The sequence below is a fragment of the Alkalihalobacillus sp. FSL W8-0930 genome, from assembly GCA_037965595.1.
Taxonomy (GTDB): Bacteria; Bacillota; Bacilli; order Bacillales; family Bacillaceae_D; genus Alkalicoccobacillus.
The window spans coordinates 2672076-2692396 of sequence record CP150183.1; the positions used below are offsets into that span (position 1 = coordinate 2672076).

Here is a 20321-nt window from a genome sequence, read left to right on the forward strand (position 1 = left end):
TTATTTAAGTTCTATAACCGTGTTTCCGAGTCCTCCATCTTTTGAATCGGCATCTCTAGCTGTTTTCACTCGTGGGTGTTTATCAACTAACTGTTTTACACCCTTGCGCAATGCACCGGTTCCCTTTCCATGAATGATCGACACTTGGTGATAACCAGCAAGTAGGGCATCATCAATATACTTTTCAACACGGTGCATCGCTTCATCATACCGTTCTCCACGTAAATCAAGCTCTGGTTTCACATGAGTTCCAGTGCTTCTCAGTGTAGCCATTGGCCTTGTCTCAATCGGTTTCGCTTTTTCAGTAATAAGGATATCTTTTAGGTCAACCTTCATCTTCATGATTCCCATTTGAACTTGATACTCATCGCTACCAAGATCAGCAAGGACGGTTCCTTTTTGACCGAAGCTTAGAACTTTGACTTCATCACCAGCAATCGGTTTTCGATTTGCTTGTTGAGCCATTTTCTTTACACGTTTTTGCTTACTCGTCAGCTTCGGTGCTGCTTCATCAAGGTGCTTTTTCGCCTCAATGATTTGGTGTTCTTTTACCGCAAGACCTTGTTTTTGTAGATCTCTTAACTCTGCGATAATGACTTCTGCTTCTTCTGTAGCATCCTTTACTGCTTTCTCGGCTTTTTCTTCAGCTAGCCTTAAGATATTCTCTTTCTCCGACTCAAGCTCAGCAAGCTTTTCCTCAAGCTCAGCATGGAGCTTCGCTGAATCCTTTCGAAGCTGAGTCGCTTCGTCTGATTCTTTTTGGACACGCTTTTGACTTTCTTCAAGAGAAGCAATAACGGTTTCCATTTGCGTTGAATCAAGATCAATCTGTTCTTTTGCTTTCTCAATGATCTCTTCACCTAAACCGAGTCTTCTAGAGATGGCAAATGCATTGCTTCGACCTGGAACACCAATAAGTAAACGGTATGTTGGGCGAAGCGTTTCTACATCAAATTCCACGCTCGCATTGATCGCTCCCTCACGATTATATGCATACCCCTTTAACTCACTATAGTGAGTCGTTGCCATGACACAAGCTCCACGGCGATAGATTGTATCAAGGATGGAGATAGCTAGTGCGGCCCCTTCCGTCGGATCTGTTCCTGCTCCGAGTTCATCAATTAATACAAGGCTGTCTGCATTCATTTGATCTAAGATTCGTACGATGTTTGTCATATGGGAAGAGAACGTACTCAAGCTTTGTTCAATCGACTGTTCATCCCCAATGTCCGCAAAGATTGATGTATACACTGCGAGCTCAGAATCATGCTCTGCTGGTACTTGGAGACCTGACTGAGCCATTAATGTTAAGAGTCCAACAGTTTTTAAAGTAACTGTCTTTCCTCCGGTGTTTGGCCCAGTAATGATCAATGAACGATAGTCTCCGCCTAGCTGTAGCGAGATGGGAACAACAGACGTCGGATCAAGTAGTGGATGTCTTGCATCCCTTAAATTCGTAAATCCTTTACGATTTAATTTAGGCTTAGACGCTTTTAGCTTTTTAGCATGATTTGCCTTTGCAAAAATAAAGTCAAACTGTGCGAGAATCGTTAAGTTTAGTAAAAGAGCTTCGCCGTCTTCAGCCACTCGATCTGAGAGCATCCGTAAAATCCGTTCAATCTCCTGGGCTTCCTTTACACGAGCCTCACGCAATTGGTTGTTTAGTATCACAACAGCTTGGGGTTCAATAAATAAAGTGGCTCCTGATGCTGATTGATCGTGGACAATCCCTCCAAAGGACCCGCGATACTCCTGTTTTACAGGAATCACATACCGATCGTTACGAATTGTAATAATTGAATCAGAGAGCATTTTTTGTGTGTTTTGGGATTTTGTTAATGATTCGAGCTTTGAACGTACATTGGATTCAAAGCTGCGTACCTGGTGACGTAATGTACGAAGCTCTGAACTTGCAGAATCCATCACTTGACCGTAATCATCTATGCATTGGTTAATGCTGCGTTCTAAGTCACGTAAAGACTCAAGCTGAGAGGCATAGTCCGAGAGTAATGGGATATGCGTTTTCTCTTCTTCTACAACCTCTTCAATAAACGATTTCATCTGTCTTCCACCATAAAGTGTTGAGCTAATTCCTACAAGCTCCGTGGCACTTAACACTCCACCGATTTGAGCACGTTTCACTTCAGCCTTGACGTCTTTAATTCCACCAAGTGGAATATGCCCTTTGAGTCTAAGAACTTCCACTCCCTCGGCTGTTTCCTCCTGCCAACGCTGAATTTCATCGAGGTCCGTTGAAGGAGCTAATGTTTCAACTTTCTCTCTACCTAAAGAACAAGATACATGCTCTAGGAGCTGTTTTTTCATTTTTGTATATTCTAATACACGCATTACATGTTCCATATATGAACTCCTTTTTTTATCGTTTCAATCGTTCTGATTTCGCTGTTTGTAAATACGTCTGTAGACGCTCAAACGACCATGTATTTAAAATGGCATCCATTGGGATACCAGCTTTTCTAGCTACTCCAACACCATATTTCATAAATGACAAACGATCAAGATGATGCGCGTCCGTATTAATAGCAATTGGTACACCATGCTCGTAGGCGAGTCGCACCCAATGTGCAGATAAATCGAGTCGTTCTGGACTCGCATTAAGCTCCAAGGCCGTTCCGCTTTCAGCAGCCCACTTAATTAATGCAGGCACATCCACAGCATAGCCTTCTCGTCTCTCAATGATTCGACCAGTTGGATGAGCAATCAAATCAACATGAGGGTTAAAAAGAGCGTTCTTTAAACGTTCCATAATGACTTCTTCTTTTTGGGAAAAAGAAGAATGAATTGATGCGATGACAAAATCAATTTCTTCTAGTACATCATCTTCATAATCGAGTGAACCATCAGGTAAAATATCCATTTCAATTCCCGTGAAAATGTGGATATCCGATTCTTTGCGTAAAGTACGGATTTCCTCATGTTGGTTCTTAAGCCTCTCAACCGATAGTCCGTTTGCCACCTGCAGAAATTTCGAATGATCGGTGATGGCAAGATGTGTATACCCACGGTCTTTAGCGCCTTGAACCATTTCTTTTATTGAATGGGCGCCGTCACTCCATACTGTGTGCATATGAAGGTCTGACTTGATATGAGACTCTGATACATAGTCCTTATCTGATTGGCTTACAAGCTCATCGCGTCCTAACCGCGCCTCAGGAGGTACGTAGGCCAATCCAAAATGCCCATAAAACGCCTCTTCATCTTTAAACGTTGTTGTTTCACCTGTTTCCTTATCTAGTACACCATACTCACTTATTTGTTCTCCACGTTCTTTAGCAAGTTGTCTTAGCTTCACATTGTGCTCTTTTGAACCCGTGAAATGTAATAGGGCTGAAGCAAATTCAACGTCTTCTACCAACCTGAAATCGACACCAATGACAAATTCCTCGATTGCGATTTCAATGGACACCTTTGTTTCACCTGCTCCAATGACTTGCTGGATCCCATCCATAGCGAGTAATTGCTCAACCACTTTCTCGCGATCATCTGTTGAAAGGATGAAGTCGATATCCTTCACCGTCTCTTCCATTCTTCTTAAGCTACCAGCGAGTTCATAACGAATGATACCATCCATTTGCTGCAGTTTATCCAACAAAAACGTTGCGGCTTTGAGTGCGATGGCGATCCCTACTCGTTCAGGACGGGTTTGAAACGCTTCTATCGATTTTAGTATTTTCTCTTCTGTTTTCGCACCAAACCCTGCCATGCCACGTAGTTTCTCCTCCAGACAGGCTTGTCTAAGCGATTCCATATCTGTAATCCCTAATTCCTGATAAAGTTTACCAACCTTTTTCCCACCAACTCCAGGTAACTTTAGAAGAGGTAGTAATCCACTTGGAATGGATGCTTGTAACTCTTCAAGCAAGCTTGAATGACCTGTCTCTTTTAATTCCTCAATAACAGAGGCTGTTCCTTTTCCAATTCCATCAATCTTCTCTGGTTTTTCAATCTCTTCTAAGGTCCAGGCAACGGATTCGAGTGCCTTCGCTGCTTTTCTGTAAGCAGAAATCTTAAAGGTATTCTCACCTTTGATCTCTAGATGAATCGCAATGGATTCGAGTACTTGAATCACTTTCTTTTTGTCCATATCTCTACTCCAATCCTTATGATGGTCTTAATTAAAGGTAAAAAAGGCAGACTCACTTGAGCCAGCCTTTTTTAACCTCCTAAAAATCTTGACTGATCCATAGGTCCTTGATCCAATCAGATAAAAATGGTGTGTGATTCAACATAAATTGCGCAACAATTGAATCTTGCATAAATCCTTGAACAACATCAATTTGCAGAACAGCAGCTACATATAACAGCACAAAGACAATTAAGTATGTTTCAACGATACAAAGGATGCCTCCAAGCAGCTTATTAATCGTACGTAATATAGGTAGATGAGCAACAAAATCGAGCATGGTTCCTACAATGTGTAATATGATACGTGTCGCAAAGAACAAGATCGCAAAAGCAATAGCGCGATAATACACATCTTCTGTATTAAATGCTTGAATCAGCATTCCTCCGATGCCATCGCCGTCAAATTCAGGGAAGGGAATGATCAACCTGAACTGAATGTTATCAGCTAAGTTACCTGAATACCTATACGCAACATATAACGATATAATAAAACCTGTTAAGTGGATGAGTTGAAGAATAAATCCTCTTCTTCTCCCTACAAAAAAGCTAAATACTAGCATCAGTAAAATAATGATACTTAACATGATTCTGACTCTCCTGTCTTGCTAAATTTCTTTATGGTCTTCATCTTTCATGGACAGTTGTTTTTCTAGTTTTTTATATTCGCTAACGGCATTAACTGCGGTGAGCACGGCGAGGCGAGTTGTATCTAGATATGGATTTCTTCGTTTCATTTCTCTCATTTGTTTGTCAACAAAACGAACAACCTCTTTAACGTGAGCAGGCTCCTCTTGACCAACAATTGTATATTGCTGACCATAAATCGAGACTGTTGTTCGATGTTTTTTGTCATTTTGATCCGCCACCCCAAAAGCCCCCTCGTTCACCTTATTGTGCCAAGTCATTACATATAATCGACTTCGGCTCAATTTTGAGTCAAGAAAAACCCCTAGCTTATATGATAACACGAAGCATCAGTCTTTCAAACAAAACTCTTTTTCAAATGAAAAGAGGCCCTGTCATAGGACCTCTTTAGCACTTATTGGCGCAGTGTTGCTCCTGCATCGGATTCTAGTTTTTGAAGAATGACCTGGTGAACTTCTTCCACTTCTGCATCTGTTAATGTTTTTTCCGGATCAAGATACGTGAGTGAGAACGCTAGAGATTTCTTACCCGTCTCTAAATGCTCTCCTTCGTAATGATCAAACAGTTGAACGGATGTCAGCAAGCTTCCACCTGCCCCTTTAATGATTTGCTCGATCTCAGCTGCCGTTTGATCTTGATTCACAACGAGTGCAATATCACGTCCAATCGATGGGAACCTCGGTAATGGCTTGTATTGAATTAGTGATACATCCGTTTGAAGTAATGCTTGTAAGTCTAATTCAAAGACATATGTTTCACGTAAATCTGAATCGCGTTGTACGGTTGGGTGAAGCTGTCCTAGATAGCCAACCACCTGATCATTCATGGTTACCTCAGCTGTACGGCCAGGGTGGAGGTGAGGACGCGTTGACGGTTTAAAGCTTATGGTCTCTTCAAGTCCTAGCTCTGCTACCAACCCTTCAATCATTCCCTTCACAACAAAGAAATCAACAACCTTTTTCTCGCCTTGCCAAGTATTTTCCTGCCAAATGCCTGTTAGCGCACCAGCTACATATTCATGCTCGGATGGTTGTGTTGTTAATGTTTCTTCGTTTGAACGGAAGATGGAGCCGATCTCGTATACGTGCATGTTCGCATTCTTGCGGTTTACATTATAAGACAACACATCATAAAGATGAGGCAGTAAGCTTGTTCTCATCGTACTGCGTTCTTCACTCATAGGCATAGATAACTGGATCAATGTTTGATCCTCACGTTTGTACGCATTCGCTTTAGCTGGGCTTGTTAATGAATACGTCAGAACCTGACTTAGGCCAACACCTTCAAAGTAACTAGCGACGCGACGTCTTTTTGCCTGAAACGGTGTGAGCGAGCCTTGAGATGTAGTTCCCTCTGGAAGCGTTGCTGGAATGTTATCATAGCCATATATTCTTGCTACTTCCTCGTACAAATCCTCTTGAATTTGCAAGTCAGGACGGCGCATAGGTGCAGTCACGATGAACCCTTCATCTGTTTGTTCAAATTGGAAGGAAAGCTGCTTGATGATCGCTGCTGTTTCCTCGCTTGTTAAGTCCATACCAAGTCGTTGGTTCATTTTTGTTAGATTCAGCTCAATTTTAGGCTCTGTTATTGTGCGTGCATCAGCAATCGCTGCGTCTGAAAGAATAGAACCTGCTGCAAGCTCATGAATAAGCTTTGCGGCTCGTTTGGCTGCATGCGGTGTACGCTCAGGATTCACGCCCTTTTCAAAACGCGCGCTAGAATCACTGCGAACACCTGCTACGCGTGACGATTGGCGTATCAATGAAGAATGGAAAACGGCTGCTTCAAGTAATACAGTCGTTGTTGTCTCATCTACTTCAGTGCTTTTACCACCCATTACCCCTGCTAAAGCAATTGGATCTTCTCCATCAGTAATTACCAGATTTTCACCTGTTAACGAACGTGTTTGCCCATCTAATGTGACAAGTTCTTCGCCATCATTCGCACGGCGAACAAGGATTTGCTTTGAACTTACTTTATCGTAATCAAATGCGTGTAATGGCTGACCATATTCAAGGAGAACATAATTCGTTACATCCACTACATTGTTAATTGGACGAATTCCAGCTGCCATTAATCGGTTCTGAAGCCAAAGTGGTGAAGCTCCAACCTTAACATCCTTGATGACAACCGCTTCGTAATAGCTTGTTTCTTCTTTGTTTTCTACTTCAACAGAGATGAGTTCACTTGCGCTCGCAGCATCTTCCTCTACATTCTCCTCTGGAAGTGTCACGTCTTTTCCGTAAAGAGCTGCTACTTCGTAAGCAACACCAAGCATATTCAAGCAATCAGAACGGTTCGGAGTTAAGTCTAACTCAAGCACTTCGTCTGACAGGTTTAACGCATCAAGGGCATCCGTTCCAGGAGCAATGGCTTCAGAAAACACATAAATGCCTTCTGCTACATCCTTCGCAATGACGTTTGAATCGATTCCAAGCTCTTGAAGAGAACAAATCATTCCTTGAGATAATTCTCCGCGTAATTTTGCTTTTTTGATTTTCATGTCACCTGGAAGTCGTGCTCCAACTTTTGCGACAACAACCGTTTGACCTTCAGCGATGTTTGCAGCTCCACAAATAATTTGAACAGGCTCTTCCTCGCCAATATCGACCTGACAGATCGATAATTTATCTGCATCCGGGTGCTGCGTACATGATTTAACATATCCTACAACAACGGAGGAAGCACCTTGATTTAAGCTATGAACAAAATCAATTTCTACTCCACCACGTGTCATTTTTTCAGCAATGTCTGCTGCCGTTACATCATTCACATCTACATATTGTTTTAACCAGTTATATGAAACAAGCATTATTTATTCTCCCCTTCCTTAAACCCTTTTGAACTGTGCAAGAAAACGTTTGTCGTTTGTATAGAAATGACGGATATCATCAATGCCGTATTTAAGCATAGCAAGTCTCTCTACACCCATTCCAAAAGCAAACCCACTGTATTCGTTTGGATCAAACCCGCTCATTTCTAACACTTTTGGATGGACCATTCCTGCTCCAAGTACTTCAATCCAGCCTGACTGTTTACATACTCGACATCCTTTTCCTCCACATAATGCACATGTTACATCTACCTCAACAGATGGTTCTGTAAATGGGAAGAAGCTTGGACGAAGTCGGATTTCACGATTTTCTCCAAAGAACCGTTTAACAAACGAATCAAGAACACCTCTTAGGTCACTCATGCGTACGTTATGATCAATGTAAAGACCTTCAATTTGCATAAATTGATGGGAATGAGTCGCATCATCATTGTCACGTCTGAATACTCGACCTGGACAAATAACTTTAACCGGACCTACCCCACCATGTTCTTCCATCGTTCTTGCCTGTACGGGTGATGTTTGCGTACGAAGCAACAGCTCTTCTGTGAAATAAAAGGAATCCTGCATATCACGCGCTGGATGATCCTTTGGTAAGTTTAATGCTTCAAAATTGTAGTAGTCTGTCTCTACCTCTGGACCCTCTGCTACTGAAAAACCAAGTCCAATAAAGATATCCTCTACTTCTTCAACAACGGCTTGAAGAGGATGCTTTGTTCCCTTTTCAATAGGTCGTCCAGGCATGGTGACATCAAGCTTTTGTTCTTCCAGCTGCTTTGCTACTCGAATGTCTTCAAGTGCCTGTTCCTTTTCATCTAGCTTAGATTTAATTTCATCTCGTACTTCGTTAGCCATTTGCCCAACTTTTGGTCGTTCTTCAGCAGATAGCTTTCCCATACCACGCAAAACTTCCGTGATTGGTCCTTTTTTTCCTAAGTATGAAACACGAACCTCTTGTAGTGCTCGACCGTCCTCTGCTGCTTCGATCTTTCCAAGTGCCTCCTGAAGAAGCGCTTCTAATGTTTCCTTCATGTTCATTCCTCCTGCTTGATAAAATAAAAAAAGAGCCTCTCTCCCAAAAAGGGACGAAAGACTCGCGGTACCACCCTAGTTTAAAAAACAGATGTCGCCATCTATTTTAAACGCTCTAACGGATAACGGCTTAAAGCCGGAAACATTTTCGCTACTCGCGCGCTAATGTCTGCTCCAGAGTGAATTCAACCTCTCCATTTCCTTAAGATGCTCGCAGCATACACATCTTTCTCTGAAAGGTGGTAAGGGGTTTACTATGTTCCTTCTTCGCATTTTTCATGTATGAATCTGTTATTCATTATAATAAATTCGCTTCTTAATCGCAACACCAACAGAGAAAATGCATTACGTTCTTAAATGATAAAGTAAAATACCGGCCGCAATCGCTACATTTAAGGACTCCGCCTTCCCATGAATCGGAATATATAGGTTCTGATCTGTTTTGTTTAACAGATCCGGCTGAACTCCTTCTCCTTCGTTCCCTAAGATCAACGCAAAGCTCTCCGTTGGTTGAACCTCTGTATAAATGGAGGCATCTTGAAGGGATGTGCCAAAAACAGGAACTCCTGCTTGTTTAAACGCATCTATCCAGTCAGCAAGTTCATCTTTTATTACAGGGATATGGAATATGGAGCCCTGAGAAGACCTTAAAACCTTACTGTTATACAAATCCACCGACCCTTTTTCAACGATGACGCCATCTACTCCAACAGCGTCGGCTGTTCGGATTAATGTACCGATGTTCCCAGGATCCTGAACGCGATCAATTAATAAATACCGTCCTGGCTCAGCTGACAATTCCTGCTGAACTGGTATTGTACATACGGCAATAATGCCTTGTGGGGAATCCGTTTCACTTAATTCCTTTAAGACGCTGTCATTTGTTAGAATTATGGTTCTGTCGTCTACATTCCAGCTAGTAGGAATGACCTCTTCATTCGTCACAAGAACAGCAACCATTTCAATTCCCGCACGTAATGATTCCTCCACTAAATGAAAGCCCTCAATTAGAAATTGATTTGCTTTTTCTCTGCCTCTTTTTTTATGTAGTTTTTTCCATTGTTTAATTTGTTCATTCTTACTTGAATCAATTTGTTTCATCTCATTCACCTTTCCACTTCATCATCCATCTACATCTTTCCTCAGCATATTCTACTTTAAACAAGCCATACTACATTGTATACAGATTTTCATTAAAAAAGGAGAGATTTATATGGGTTTTAACCTACGCGGCGCAATTATGGCCAACATTCATGGACATAGTGAACAAGAAGTAGAGGCAACGATCGTTGATGCCATTCAAAATGGTGAAGAGAAAATGCTACCAGGACTAGGCGTGATGTTTGAAGTGTATTGGAAGGAAGCAAACGAGGAACAAAAAAATGAAATTTGCGATATGATTAGTAAAGGATTGCAATAAAGATAAAAAAGCTTGAAGATAACTAATAATTAATTAAAAAATGGCGAATGATTCTGTAATCGAATCATTCGCCATTCGTGGTTTTATTAAACTAGCGGAAGGAGAACCCGAGACTCCTACGGAACAGAACGCGGTGAAGACACTGTAGCGGCGCTTTTTCCGCGCAAGGGGCTGAGGCCGTTCCCGGCGGGTGCGAGGGATTCTCCTGCAGCGGATTTGCTGCTATGTTCGTGTTTAAATCATGTCCCATTCTCTTCTTTTTATTATGAATACGTAATGGTTTTCACGGTTTCTGTATCAAGCTTTTTAATTACTTCCACGATTAGCTTCACTGCATTCTCATAGTCATCGCGGTGCAGAATGGCTGCATGTGTATGAATGTAACGAGTGGCAACCGTAATGGAAAGAGACGGAACCCCATTTGCAGTAAGATGAATCGCACCTGAGTCTGTTCCTCCGCCTGCCATTGATTCGAATTGATAAGGAATATTGTGCTCATCCGCTGTTTTTACAACAAAGTCACGTAGTCCCTTATGCGCAATCATTGACGCATCGTATAACACAATCTGAGGCCCATTTCCCATTTTTGCAAGGGCTTCGTTTTCTGTAATCCCCGGAGTATCTCCGGCAATTCCCACGTCAACCCCAAAGCCGATATCTGGCTGGATAAGTGCAGCTGATGTTTTTGCCCCTCTTAAACCAACCTCTTCTTGAACGGTCCCTACTCCGTAAACCGTATTCGGATGATCCACGTCTTTAAGCAGTCTTAATACATCGATCGCGATGGCACAGCCGATACGGTTATCCCATGCTTTCGCCATAAGTAACTTCTCGTTTTTCATGACGGTGAATTCACACACTGGTACAATCGCATCACCAGGACGCACACCAAATTCCTCTGCTTGTTCTTTGCTCTCCGCTCCGATATCAATAAACATATCCTTGATCTCGACCGGTTTCTTTCTCGCTTCTGGAGTTAAAATGTGCGGCGGCTTTGAACCGATAATACCTGGCACTTCACCATGTTCGGTTACAACCGTTACTCGTTGAGCCAGCATCACCTGTCCCCACCAGCCTCCTACTGTTTGAAACCGAAGAAACCCTTTACTATCAATAGATGTAACCATAAAGCCGATTTCATCTAAGTGACCTGCAACCATAATTTTTGGTCCTTTTTGTGAGCCAGTTTTCTTAGCAACCAAGCTTCCAAGTCTGTCCGTATACACGTCATCTGCATAGGGAGCGATATATGTATTCATGACCTTCCGAGCTTCTGCTTCAAAACCAGATATTCCTTTTGCATCCGTTAAATCCTTCAACATTTTAAGCTGTTTATCTTCTTGCATGCCATTGCCTCCTTAGACTGTTATTCACCCGAGGAAAAGTAGATTTCTCCTCTTTATAAAATTTATTTTATTTTTTTCTAAAAAAGGTGCAACCCTTTTCTCTTTCATTCGTATAGCATAGCATAAGACGAACGTAAATTCATAATTTCGATGAAGCCAAGGAGGCTCAGATCACATGATGGTTATTATCTTTAGACTCATGTTTCTACTAGCCATTTTAATTGTCGTATACAGTATTGTAAAATACTTTTTCCATCCTTTACGAAAGCTCGAGAAAGCACACAGTCACCAGCAATTTTTCTTTTTAGATGATCCAAAAGATGTTCGCAAAAACTTCTCACTTACGTACAAGGGCGTTATGTTTGAAGGGGAAAAATATATGGGAGCCACTGAATCCTCATTTGATATTGTGACAATCTATATTTGGACAAAGGATTATAATGCCTTGCAGGGCCTCGGACGAGATGATTTTCAATATATCGAGGAAGATATTAAAACGCGCTACCCTAAAGCAAACGTTGAATGGAAATCTCCTATAAAAGAATTCCTACGTGATCAGCGGAAGGAATAGTGACTGGGACGTAACAGATTATTTCTTAAAAAGATACGAATGGCGAATGATTCAATTATTGAATCATTCGCCATTTTTATTTTAAACTTATGAAGCTGAATCTCGGTATCCGGTATTTGCTTTTACCTTAACCTCTGCATACTTACTTGCATCCGATTTTTGTTTTGATAATAAGGTTCCGATAACGCCACCAAGGAATCCAGCAGGGACGGATATGATGGCCGGGTTTGTTAACGGAAAGATTGGTGTACCGGTAATAATAGCCGAGCCATCCGCTGCAAAAACGTTTGGACTCAAAGACACTAAGATAATGGCTGTGAGAAGTCCTGTAACCATCGCCCAAATCGCACCGCTTGTGTTGAATCGTTTCCAATAAATCGTGTAGACGATAACTGGAAGATTTGCACTGGCAGCCACACAAAAGGCCAATGCAACTAGAAAGGCGACGTTCATATTCTGGGCAAACAGGGCTAAGATGATTGAAAATACGGCAACCCCTACAGAAGCAGAACGCGCGGCAATCACTTGTTCCTTCTCTGTTGCTTTACCTTTTCGAATGATTTGATTAAAAATATCATGAGCAAAGGCAGAGGCTCCTGATAATACTAACCCTGCAACCACTGCTAGAATCGTAGCAAAGGCTACGGCTGCAACAAAGGACATAAACAACTCTCCACCTAATGCTTCAGCTAGTAATGGAGCGGCCATGTTTCCTGCGCTATTCGCGGCCACAATGGCATCTCTTCCTACAAATGCAGCGGCACCAAAACCTAGGAAGATGGTAAGCACATAAAAGATTCCCACGATCCATGTGGCTGTTACAACAGAACTACGAGCTGTTTTTGCATCCCGAACTGTAAAGAATCGCATCAGAATATGAGGAAGTCCTGCTGTTCCAAGCACAAGTGCCAGCATGAGTGAAATGGAATCAAGCGGTGCACGACCCTGTAAGCCTGGATTTAGAAAATCTGCTCCATGATCTGTAACCGTTTTCATTTCATTGAACATACCTAAAATATTGAAGTTGAATTTAAAGAGAACCATAACGGAAATGACAAGCGTTGCCACCATAAGCAGCACGGCTTTAATGATTTGTACCCAGCTTGTTGCTGTCATTCCTCCAAATAAAACGTAGATCGTCATCATAACCCCAACGAGAGCGACGGCCCAAGAATAATTAATTCCAAATAGTAATTGAATGAGTGCACCAGCTCCAACAAGCTGAGCGATCATATAGAAGATTACAATGGTGATTGTACTAAAAGCTGCCACACCACGGACTTTTCTGGCGTCAAACCTTGCATGAATCATATCCGCAAGCGTATATTTACCAAGATTTCGCAAAGGTTCTGCAACGATGAATAATACAACTAAATAGGCTACGAGGTAACCAATACTATAGAAGAAGCCGTCAAACCCAAACAGGGCAATCGCACCAGCTATTCCTAAAAATGAAGCTGCTGATAGATAGTCTCCGGCAATAGCTAACCCATTCTGCCATCCGGTAAGTCCTCCACCCGCTGTGTAAAATTCACTAGCTGTTTTTGTTCGCTTTGCTGCATAGTAGGTAATGACAAGGGTACTTCCTACTATGAGGAAAAAGAGAGAGATCACCATCCAACTCATTCAGAATGTCCCCCTTTGTATTCAGATAAGATCTCATCTGCTTTTTGATCAAACCTGGCTGCTTTTCTTACATAAAGAATACAAAGAGTCCATGTCATCACAAACTGGGCAATGGCAAGTATCCAGACCCAAGTAATACTACCAATTGCAGGATTGTTCAAAATCGTGGTGTAGGAAGCTAAGATGGGAAGTGAAAAGTAAAAGAGTAAGAAGAAGACGGTAAGCGGAATGATAAAGCGTTTCTTTTCTTGCATCAATTCTTTAAACTTGGTGCTTTTTTCGACCTGACTGTACTGAAGTGGAGGATTTGCATCTGTCTTTGATTTAACCTGACTCAACTGAATCACCCTTCTCTCTTTAGCAGTATATTTGCAGTCAAACAGTCTAACATACTATTAATGTAAATTAGGTGGAAGGGTCTGTCAATTAAAAAATTAAAGCGCTTTCAATATTTATGAATGAGAGTATATAAAAGACGAATAATTCAATGAGTGAATCATTCGTCTATCTTGTTTTTATGGTACCAGCGAAGGGAAAATGCGAGACTCCTGTGGATAAGTACGCGGTGAAGACACTGCCGCGGTGCCCTTCCGCGGAAGGGGCTGAGGCCGTACCCACGGAAAGCGAGTATTTTCCCGTAGCGGATACTATATTTGAGGCATTTAAGTCATGAACGATTTTACTCCAATCTCATTATCGAGTCACGACTTGGTCACTCCAATTTCTACTAAGTATTATTAATAAGATTAAGAAACTAGCAAGAATCAGTAAGCCTACTGTGTTTAAGTTATAAAGTAGGTTACCAAATGATGTGTACACAATGGCCATTGGAATATTCATTATAAATGATTGCTTCATATATTCTGTTACATTTTCTGATTTCTCCATGGCATAAAACGATAGAACATGAAAATGGACAAACGGAACTAATCGAAATAACGAGAGCTGCCATACATTTAGAGCGGGATCTTTCTTTAACACCTTTTCTTTTAATCTGGCTAGTCGTTTGTGAAGCCAAGGAACGTATGATAGCAATAGATAAAAACTAAGAGACGATCCCATTAAACCAACAAACGAATAAATTGATCCTAGCACTCCTCCAAAAAGAAATCCCCCGACGATACAAATAAGTAAGACAGGAATAAATAGCACCTGTCTAATCAAGTGAAACAGAATAAAGAAAAAAGGTCCCAGCCAACCTGCCTGTTCGATAAATTGAGTAATTGGTTCTACGTATTCTTTCAAGCTGCAACAAACTCCCCTCTTGCATACCTTATGCTTGTATTGCTCCCAGGATGAATAAAAGTAAACTAAGATGAACAAGCATTAGAATGGGGAGTCCGAGTGAAAATGTTAGATGCTTCGTTTTATGCCTACGTAAACGCATGCCAAGAAAGGAACCGAAAACGCCACCCAGTAATGCAATGCCAAGCAACGTTTTCTCCGGAGTTCTACGCATCTGTTTAATCGCTCTTTGTTTGTCTTGAGCCATACTATAATATCCAACAATGGACATTATAAAATAATAGATCAGCAGAATGGCTACTACTTCATACATGATACTCCCTCACCCTCTATAAAAGAAAAAAAGCGCAGTCAACAGACGGCGCTTTTCTCTTATCATTAACCTTTAAGGCTAGTTTTTGCTTTTTCAGCTAAAGCTGTGAAAGCAGCTTCATCATTCACTGCTAGATCAGCAAGCATTTTACGGTTCACGTTGATTTCAGCAAGCTTTAATCCGTGCATTAAACGGCTGTAAGACAAACCGTTGATGCGTGCAGCTGCGTTAATACGTGTGATCCAAAGCTTACGGAAATCACGTTTCTTTTGACGACGGTCACGGTAAGCATAAAGTAATGCTTTCATTACCTGTCCTTGTGCTGATTTGAATAACGTATGCTTAGAACCATAATATCCTTTAGCTAACTTTAAAACTTTCTTACGACGACGACGAGCGACATATCCGCCTTTTACTCTTGGCATCGCTAATCCCTCCTTTATAATCCAACCAGATCAATTATTTTTTGTACGTTAACATTTGACGAATGCGTTTGAAGTCTCCAGAGTGAACCATAGCTGACTTACGTAGCTTACGTTTTTGCTTTTGAGACTTGTTACGGAACATGTGGCTAGTAAAACCGTGTGAACGTTTTAGTTTGCCGCTCCCAGTACGTTTGAAACGCTTAGCAGCGCCTCGGTGTGTTTTCATTTTTGGCATGAATCTAATCCTCCTTTAATGTGGTTCAAGACAGGCTTTTATTTCTCCGCATTCGGAGCAAGCACAAGGAACATGCTACGGCCTTCCATTTTTGGTCTCGCTTCAATAGTGGCAATGTCTTCACACTCTTTAGCCAGACGTTCAAGAACGACACGACCAATTTGAGAATGAGTAATTGCACGTCCACGGAACCTAATAGCTGCCTTAACCTTGTCGCCCTTCTCTAGAAACTTACGTGCATTACGTAGTTTCGTATTGAAGTCATGATCCTCAATCGTTGGGCTCAGACGGACTTCTTTAGTGTTAATGATTTTTTGGTTTTTGCGTGCTTCTTTGTCTTTCTTCTGCTGCTCATAGCGGTATTTTCCATAATCCATTATGCGGCAAACAGGCGGTTTTGCATTTGGTGCGACGCACACAAGGTCAAGATTGACGTTTTGGGCCATTTCTAGCGCTTCAAACTTTGATTTCACACCGATTTGATCGCCATTTGCACCAATAAGCCTTACTTCACGGGCACGAATCCCTTCATTGACCAACATGTCTTTACTAATAATGAGCCACCTCCACTGGATTTTGATCTTGCAGACTGTATATCGTCTAAACAGGTCATCATCATTGACGTGTGTACAAGAAAGTAACAGCAGTACGCTTTAACAAGATCCCACACAAAAAAGTGTGGACGCACTGCGCCCACACTGAAAACTCGTTAATACTGAAAACGAATGATACCTACCGACTTCGGTCGATCAGGTGAGAAGCGGGCGCTTCTGCTTTCCTATAGTTTGTTTAACACACTCTTAGAATAATATCATAGGCAAAACTGGCTGTCAACCTACTGATTTATTTTAATGAAAAAGTCTCTGTGACACGAATGCTTTTGTTTACCGATTGAACGATTGGACAATTTTTTGTGGCGAGGTCCAACGCCTTTTGAATCGTACTTTCTGGCACGTCCGTCCCTGTTATTACAAAGTGGAGGGACACATCCGTCACTTCGTTCACTCCATCAGCATTTCGGATCACGTCAGCTGACAATACGATGTTATCATAGGAAATACGTTTCTTTTTAAGAATTTTCCTGAACACGCCCCCGCTACACACTGCAATGGATGAAACGAGTAATTGATAAGGTCTAAACCCATAGTCCTCATCTCCAGATACGTGCAGCGTATCAAATGAAGTGGTAAGTGTAAATCCGTGCTCGGTCATTTGAAAATCCAAATGAGTCCCCTCCCTTCGTTTATTTATTACAGTCGGTGTGTTGAGATTTCTTCAACTACTTGAGCAAGGAAGGCATCTTTATCTACTACCTGTTGATCCTGCTCACCGTACTTACGAACATTCACTGTTCCATCTGCTACTTCTTTGTCACCTAATACAAGCATGTAAGGTGTTTTCTTCATTTGAGCTTCACGGATTTTATATCCGATCTTCTCGTTACGCTCATCAAGCTGAACACGTACACCCATTCCTTCAAACAGTGATTTTACTTCCTGTGCATACTCCAAGTGTGCTTCTGGAGAAACGGGGATCACTTGAACTTGTACAGGAGCTAACCATGTTGGGAACGCTCCACCGAAGTGTTCGATTAAGATCGCAATAAAGCGGTCAATGGAACCGAATACTGCACGGTGAATAACAATTGGACGATCTTTCTCACCTTGCTCATTAACATATGTCAGATCAAACTTCTCTGGCATTTGGAAATCAAGCTGGATTGTTGCACATTGGTGACTACGTTTTAATGCATCCTTGATGTGGAAGTCAATTTTAGGACCGTAGAATGCTCCATCCCCTTCATTTAAGATGTAATCCACATTTAAGTCCTTTAAGACATTCTCAAGTGACTGCTCTGCTTGTTCCCATAGCTCGTCTGCTCCCATGGAGTCTTCCGGACGAGTAGAAAGCTCTACAGAGTAATCAAAGCCAAATGTGCTATAAATTTGATCAACAAGACCAAATACTTGCTTTAGCTCATCTTCAATTTGATTTGGTGCCACAAAGATATGCGCGTCATCTTGTGTAAATGTACGAACACGTAGCATTCCGTTTAACGATCCACTTAGCTCATGGCGGTGAACTTGACCAAACTCAGCCATACGAATCGGAAGGTCACGATACGAGTGCTGCGCATTTTTATAAATTAACATATGGCCAGGGCAGTTCATTGGCTTAAGCGCAAAACGCTTATCATCTACATCTGAGAAGTACATGTTCTCATGGTAGTGATCCCAGTGACCTGATTGCTCCCATAAACGTTGGTTCATCATTAGAGGCGTGCGAACTTCCTGATAACCAGCTTTTGTATATAAGTTACGTGAGAAATTCTCAAGCTCTGTACGAATTGTTTGTCCGTTTGGAAGAAAGAACGGCATACCTGGAGCTTCTTCTGAGAACATGAATAACTCTAACTCACGACCGAGCTTACGGTGATCGCGTTCTTTCGCTTGACGCAATAATTCTAGATGCTCATCTAAGTCAGCTTGCTTAAAGAATGCTGTCCCATAAATGCGTTGTAGCATCTTGTTGTCGCTATTCCCTCTCCAGTAAGCACCAGCTAGGTTTTGAAGCTTAAAGGCTTTGATTTTGTTTGTTGATGGAACGTGAATTCCACGGCATAAATCAAAGAATTCCCCTTGCTCATAGATTGTTACTTGTTCCCCTTCAGGAATCGCTTCAAGTAGCTCTTGCTTATACTCATCTTCACCAAATTTCACTTTGGCTTCCTCACGGCTTACTTCAAGACGCTGGATTTCAAGATTTTCTGAGACAATCTTTTTCATTTCTTTTTCGATTTTTGGTAAGTCCTCTTGAGTGATGGACTCCTCTGAATCGATATCATAATAGAAGCCATCTTCAATAACAGGACCGACACCAAGCTTCACATTTTTAAACAAACGACGAACCGCTTGAGCCATTAAGTGAGCCGTACTATGTCTAAGGACCTCCAATGCTTCATCTGATTCAGGTGTGATAATAGCAACCTCGCCACTCTCTGGAATTGGGCGCTTTAGATCAATCAATTGACCATTAATCTTACCTGCAATTGCTTTTTTCTTAAGTCCAGGACTAATTGATGCTGCTACATCTTCTGTTGTTGATCCTTTTGGAAACTCCTTCTTCGCTCCATCAGGGAAAATAAGTTCTAATTGTTCCATGTACATTCTCTCCTTTTTTGTAAATATGAGCACAAAAAAAACACTCGTCCCTTCCAATGAAGGGGCGAGTGTGGTTCGCGGTTCCACCCTAATGTCCGTACTACGGCTTATCATACAGATAACGGCTGCGTGCCGGCACCGGTTACTATCATTCCCCGATGCAGTTCAAAGGTGGTAAGCTCATACATCTAGTTTAGAGGCTCTCAGCATATGCCTCATTCTCTGAAAACTATCTTATATGCCTCGTGTCCTCATCTACACTGATTAGATCATCATAATCTTAATATGTAGTATATTATAGGGAGGCATACGGAAAAAATCAAGTGGGTTCACATTTTTTATCGACTTGGTCTTTTAGTGGATAGAGATGAAGACGTTCTTCAAAGATCGACTGAATCGAAGCAATCAGACCATTCTCTGGCTCATTCGTAAATAAATGCACCTCAGTTGGGACCATGCTTACAAGAGGACTAATTAACATGTCCTGCACATCCATACCCTCTTCAAAAATTAAATCTTCCTCAAGATAAAAAAGAATTTCATCACGTGTAAGCTCTCGGAACCTGTCATCATACAACGTAAATACTTGATCATGAACAATATATACTCGACTTACCTTAGCAGGAGTGTTCCTGAGATGCTGGCGATAGTTTTCAAGCATATGCTGATAATCCTGTTCTAACATATATTCATCAATGGCCATCTCTACACAATCTATAAGTAGTTCTCCATACTCTCTAAGACGAAACGTTAAAAATGGTTCATAATAAAAAGACGTTTCCTGTTCAAGGTTTGTCGCAAATGCCTGGTAGATAAATTCTTTCCGATTAAAAAATAATTCAATATCCGGTAAGTCGTCTATGTCGCCATCAAGGATGCGTTTTGCAATGGAAAGGATTTGATACTGTTCTTCATGATCAGTGAAATAAAACATCGTTTCAATAATCGATAGCAGCCACTCTTCTTCCTTACTGTTAATCACAAAGTCTGTTAACAAAGAAGCTAAAAGCGGGTGAAACGAATCATAGAAGCTCACATGACGATCTTCATAGTGAACAAACAGCGTCCCTGCATCATGAACTTGTATGTCCGCACCAAGGCCATAGGGCTGATATTTATGAACATAGTGCGTTAATTCTTGATAGAGTTTATGACAATCTAGCTTTTCTTCAAAATGAATGGCGATCAACCGATATTCCCCCTAACCTTATCAAACTCTTTTCAACGTGTCCTTATGCCAATCTTGGGCTCTATTTCATCCTATGTATAAATAAGTGGAACATGACCGAATCAGATGGCTTTTTCGTCCGACATATTCCT

At 41.5% G+C, this 20321-nt stretch carries 20 protein-coding genes and 2 other annotated features; of the genes, 2 read left to right on the forward strand and 18 right to left on the reverse strand.

Going from position 1 to position 20321, the window contains the following annotated elements:
- The 7 genes from NSQ54_14215 to NSQ54_14245 all read right to left on the reverse strand — a co-directional run bounded on the left by NSQ54_14215 (position 1) and on the right by NSQ54_14245 (position 9760).
- A complete protein-coding gene (locus NSQ54_14215) occupies positions 1 to 2361 on the reverse strand; it encodes an endonuclease MutS2 (protein ID WYP25465.1) in 2361 nt (786 codons plus the stop codon).
- Positions 2362 to 2377: 16 nt separating this feature from the next.
- Entirely contained in the window at positions 2378 to 4105 is a 1728-nt protein-coding gene (gene polX, locus NSQ54_14220) for a DNA polymerase/3'-5' exonuclease PolX (GenBank protein WYP25466.1), read from the reverse strand.
- A gap of 79 nt (positions 4106 to 4184) precedes the next feature.
- On the reverse strand, positions 4185 to 4730 hold the full coding sequence (locus NSQ54_14225; GenBank protein WYP25467.1) for a CvpA family protein: 546 nt from the start codon (positions 4728 to 4730) through the stop codon (positions 4185 to 4187).
- A gap of 21 nt (positions 4731 to 4751) precedes the next feature.
- Positions 4752 to 5012: a cell division protein ZapA gene (gene zapA, locus NSQ54_14230; protein ID WYP25468.1), complete on the reverse strand. Its 261-nt coding sequence runs from the start codon at positions 5010 to 5012 to the stop codon at positions 4752 to 4754.
- Positions 5013 to 5185: 173 nt separating this feature from the next.
- A complete protein-coding gene (gene pheT / locus NSQ54_14235) occupies positions 5186 to 7606 on the reverse strand; it encodes a phenylalanine--tRNA ligase subunit beta (GenBank protein WYP25469.1) in 2421 nt (806 codons plus the stop codon).
- 18 nt (positions 7607 to 7624) lie between these two features.
- Positions 7625 to 8659, reverse strand: a complete 1035-nt coding sequence (pheS, locus tag NSQ54_14240; GenBank protein ID WYP25470.1) for a phenylalanine--tRNA ligase subunit alpha — start codon at positions 8657 to 8659, stop codon at positions 7625 to 7627.
- 46 nt (positions 8660 to 8705) lie between these two features.
- Positions 8706 to 8936 (reverse strand) — a binding site (T-box leader).
- Positions 8937 to 9004: 68 nt separating this feature from the next.
- Positions 9005 to 9760 carry an RNA methyltransferase gene (locus NSQ54_14245; protein WYP25471.1) on the reverse strand — a complete coding sequence of 252 codons (756 nt, stop codon included), beginning with the start codon at positions 9758 to 9760 and terminating at the stop codon, positions 9005 to 9007.
- Between the two features lie 112 nt (positions 9761 to 9872).
- Between NSQ54_14245 and sspI the strand changes: the two genes are divergently transcribed.
- Positions 9873 to 10079, forward strand: a complete 207-nt coding sequence (gene sspI, locus NSQ54_14250; GenBank protein ID WYP25472.1) for a small acid-soluble spore protein SspI — start codon at positions 9873 to 9875, stop codon at positions 10077 to 10079.
- Positions 10080 to 10342: 263 nt separating this feature from the next.
- Here sspI and NSQ54_14255 read toward each other — a convergent pair whose 3' ends face one another.
- A complete protein-coding gene (locus NSQ54_14255; GenBank protein WYP25473.1) occupies positions 10343 to 11425 on the reverse strand; it encodes a M42 family metallopeptidase in 1083 nt (360 codons plus the stop codon).
- A 175-nt stretch (positions 11426 to 11600) separates the two neighbouring features.
- On the opposite strand from NSQ54_14255, the gene NSQ54_14260 reads away from it, so the two are divergent.
- On the forward strand, positions 11601 to 11996 hold the full coding sequence (locus NSQ54_14260) for a sigma-w pathway protein ysdB (GenBank protein ID WYP25474.1): 396 nt from the start codon (positions 11601 to 11603) through the stop codon (positions 11994 to 11996).
- An 87-nt stretch (positions 11997 to 12083) separates the two neighbouring features.
- Here the strand turns inward: NSQ54_14260 and NSQ54_14265 are convergent, their stop codons facing one another.
- From NSQ54_14265 to ytxC, 10 genes are all read right to left on the reverse strand, one after another.
- A complete protein-coding gene (locus NSQ54_14265; GenBank protein WYP25475.1) occupies positions 12084 to 13622 on the reverse strand; it encodes a cation acetate symporter in 1539 nt (512 codons plus the stop codon).
- A complete protein-coding gene (locus NSQ54_14270; GenBank protein ID WYP28567.1) occupies positions 13619 to 13876 on the reverse strand; it encodes a DUF485 domain-containing protein in 258 nt (85 codons plus the stop codon). The genes NSQ54_14265 and NSQ54_14270 overlap by 4 nt, the downstream gene beginning before the upstream one ends.
- 439 nt (positions 13877 to 14315) lie before the next feature.
- A complete protein-coding gene (locus tag NSQ54_14275) occupies positions 14316 to 14867 on the reverse strand; it encodes a VTT domain-containing protein (protein ID WYP25476.1) in 552 nt (183 codons plus the stop codon).
- 28 nt (positions 14868 to 14895) lie between these two features.
- The gene (locus tag NSQ54_14280; GenBank protein WYP25477.1) at positions 14896 to 15180 is read right to left on the reverse strand and encodes a DUF1294 domain-containing protein; all 285 of its coding nucleotides are present in this window, start codon (positions 15178 to 15180) and stop codon (positions 14896 to 14898) included.
- A gap of 65 nt (positions 15181 to 15245) precedes the next feature.
- Positions 15246 to 15605 (reverse strand): 50S ribosomal protein L20, encoded by a 360-nt coding sequence (gene rplT, locus NSQ54_14285; GenBank protein WYP25478.1) that lies wholly within the window; start codon positions 15603 to 15605, stop codon positions 15246 to 15248.
- Positions 15606 to 15639: 34 nt separating this feature from the next.
- The gene (gene rpmI / locus NSQ54_14290) at positions 15640 to 15840 is read right to left on the reverse strand and encodes a 50S ribosomal protein L35 (protein WYP25479.1); all 201 of its coding nucleotides are present in this window, start codon (positions 15838 to 15840) and stop codon (positions 15640 to 15642) included.
- 38 nt (positions 15841 to 15878) lie between these two features.
- A complete protein-coding gene (gene infC / locus NSQ54_14295) occupies positions 15879 to 16382 on the reverse strand; it encodes a translation initiation factor IF-3 (protein WYP25480.1) in 504 nt (167 codons plus the stop codon).
- Positions 16383 to 16504: 122 nt separating this feature from the next.
- Positions 16505 to 16622: a sequence feature (ribosomal protein L20 leader region), on the reverse strand.
- A gap of 61 nt (positions 16623 to 16683) precedes the next feature.
- The gene (locus NSQ54_14300; protein WYP25481.1) at positions 16684 to 17064 is read right to left on the reverse strand and encodes an OsmC family protein; all 381 of its coding nucleotides are present in this window, start codon (positions 17062 to 17064) and stop codon (positions 16684 to 16686) included.
- Positions 17065 to 17090: 26 nt separating this feature from the next.
- The gene (gene thrS, locus NSQ54_14305; protein WYP28568.1) at positions 17091 to 19007 is read right to left on the reverse strand and encodes a threonine--tRNA ligase; all 1917 of its coding nucleotides are present in this window, start codon (positions 19005 to 19007) and stop codon (positions 17091 to 17093) included.
- A gap of 313 nt (positions 19008 to 19320) precedes the next feature.
- Positions 19321 to 20190: a putative sporulation protein YtxC gene (ytxC, locus tag NSQ54_14310; GenBank protein WYP25482.1), complete on the reverse strand. Its 870-nt coding sequence runs from the start codon at positions 20188 to 20190 to the stop codon at positions 19321 to 19323.
- Positions 20191 to 20321 lie beyond the last annotated feature (131 nt).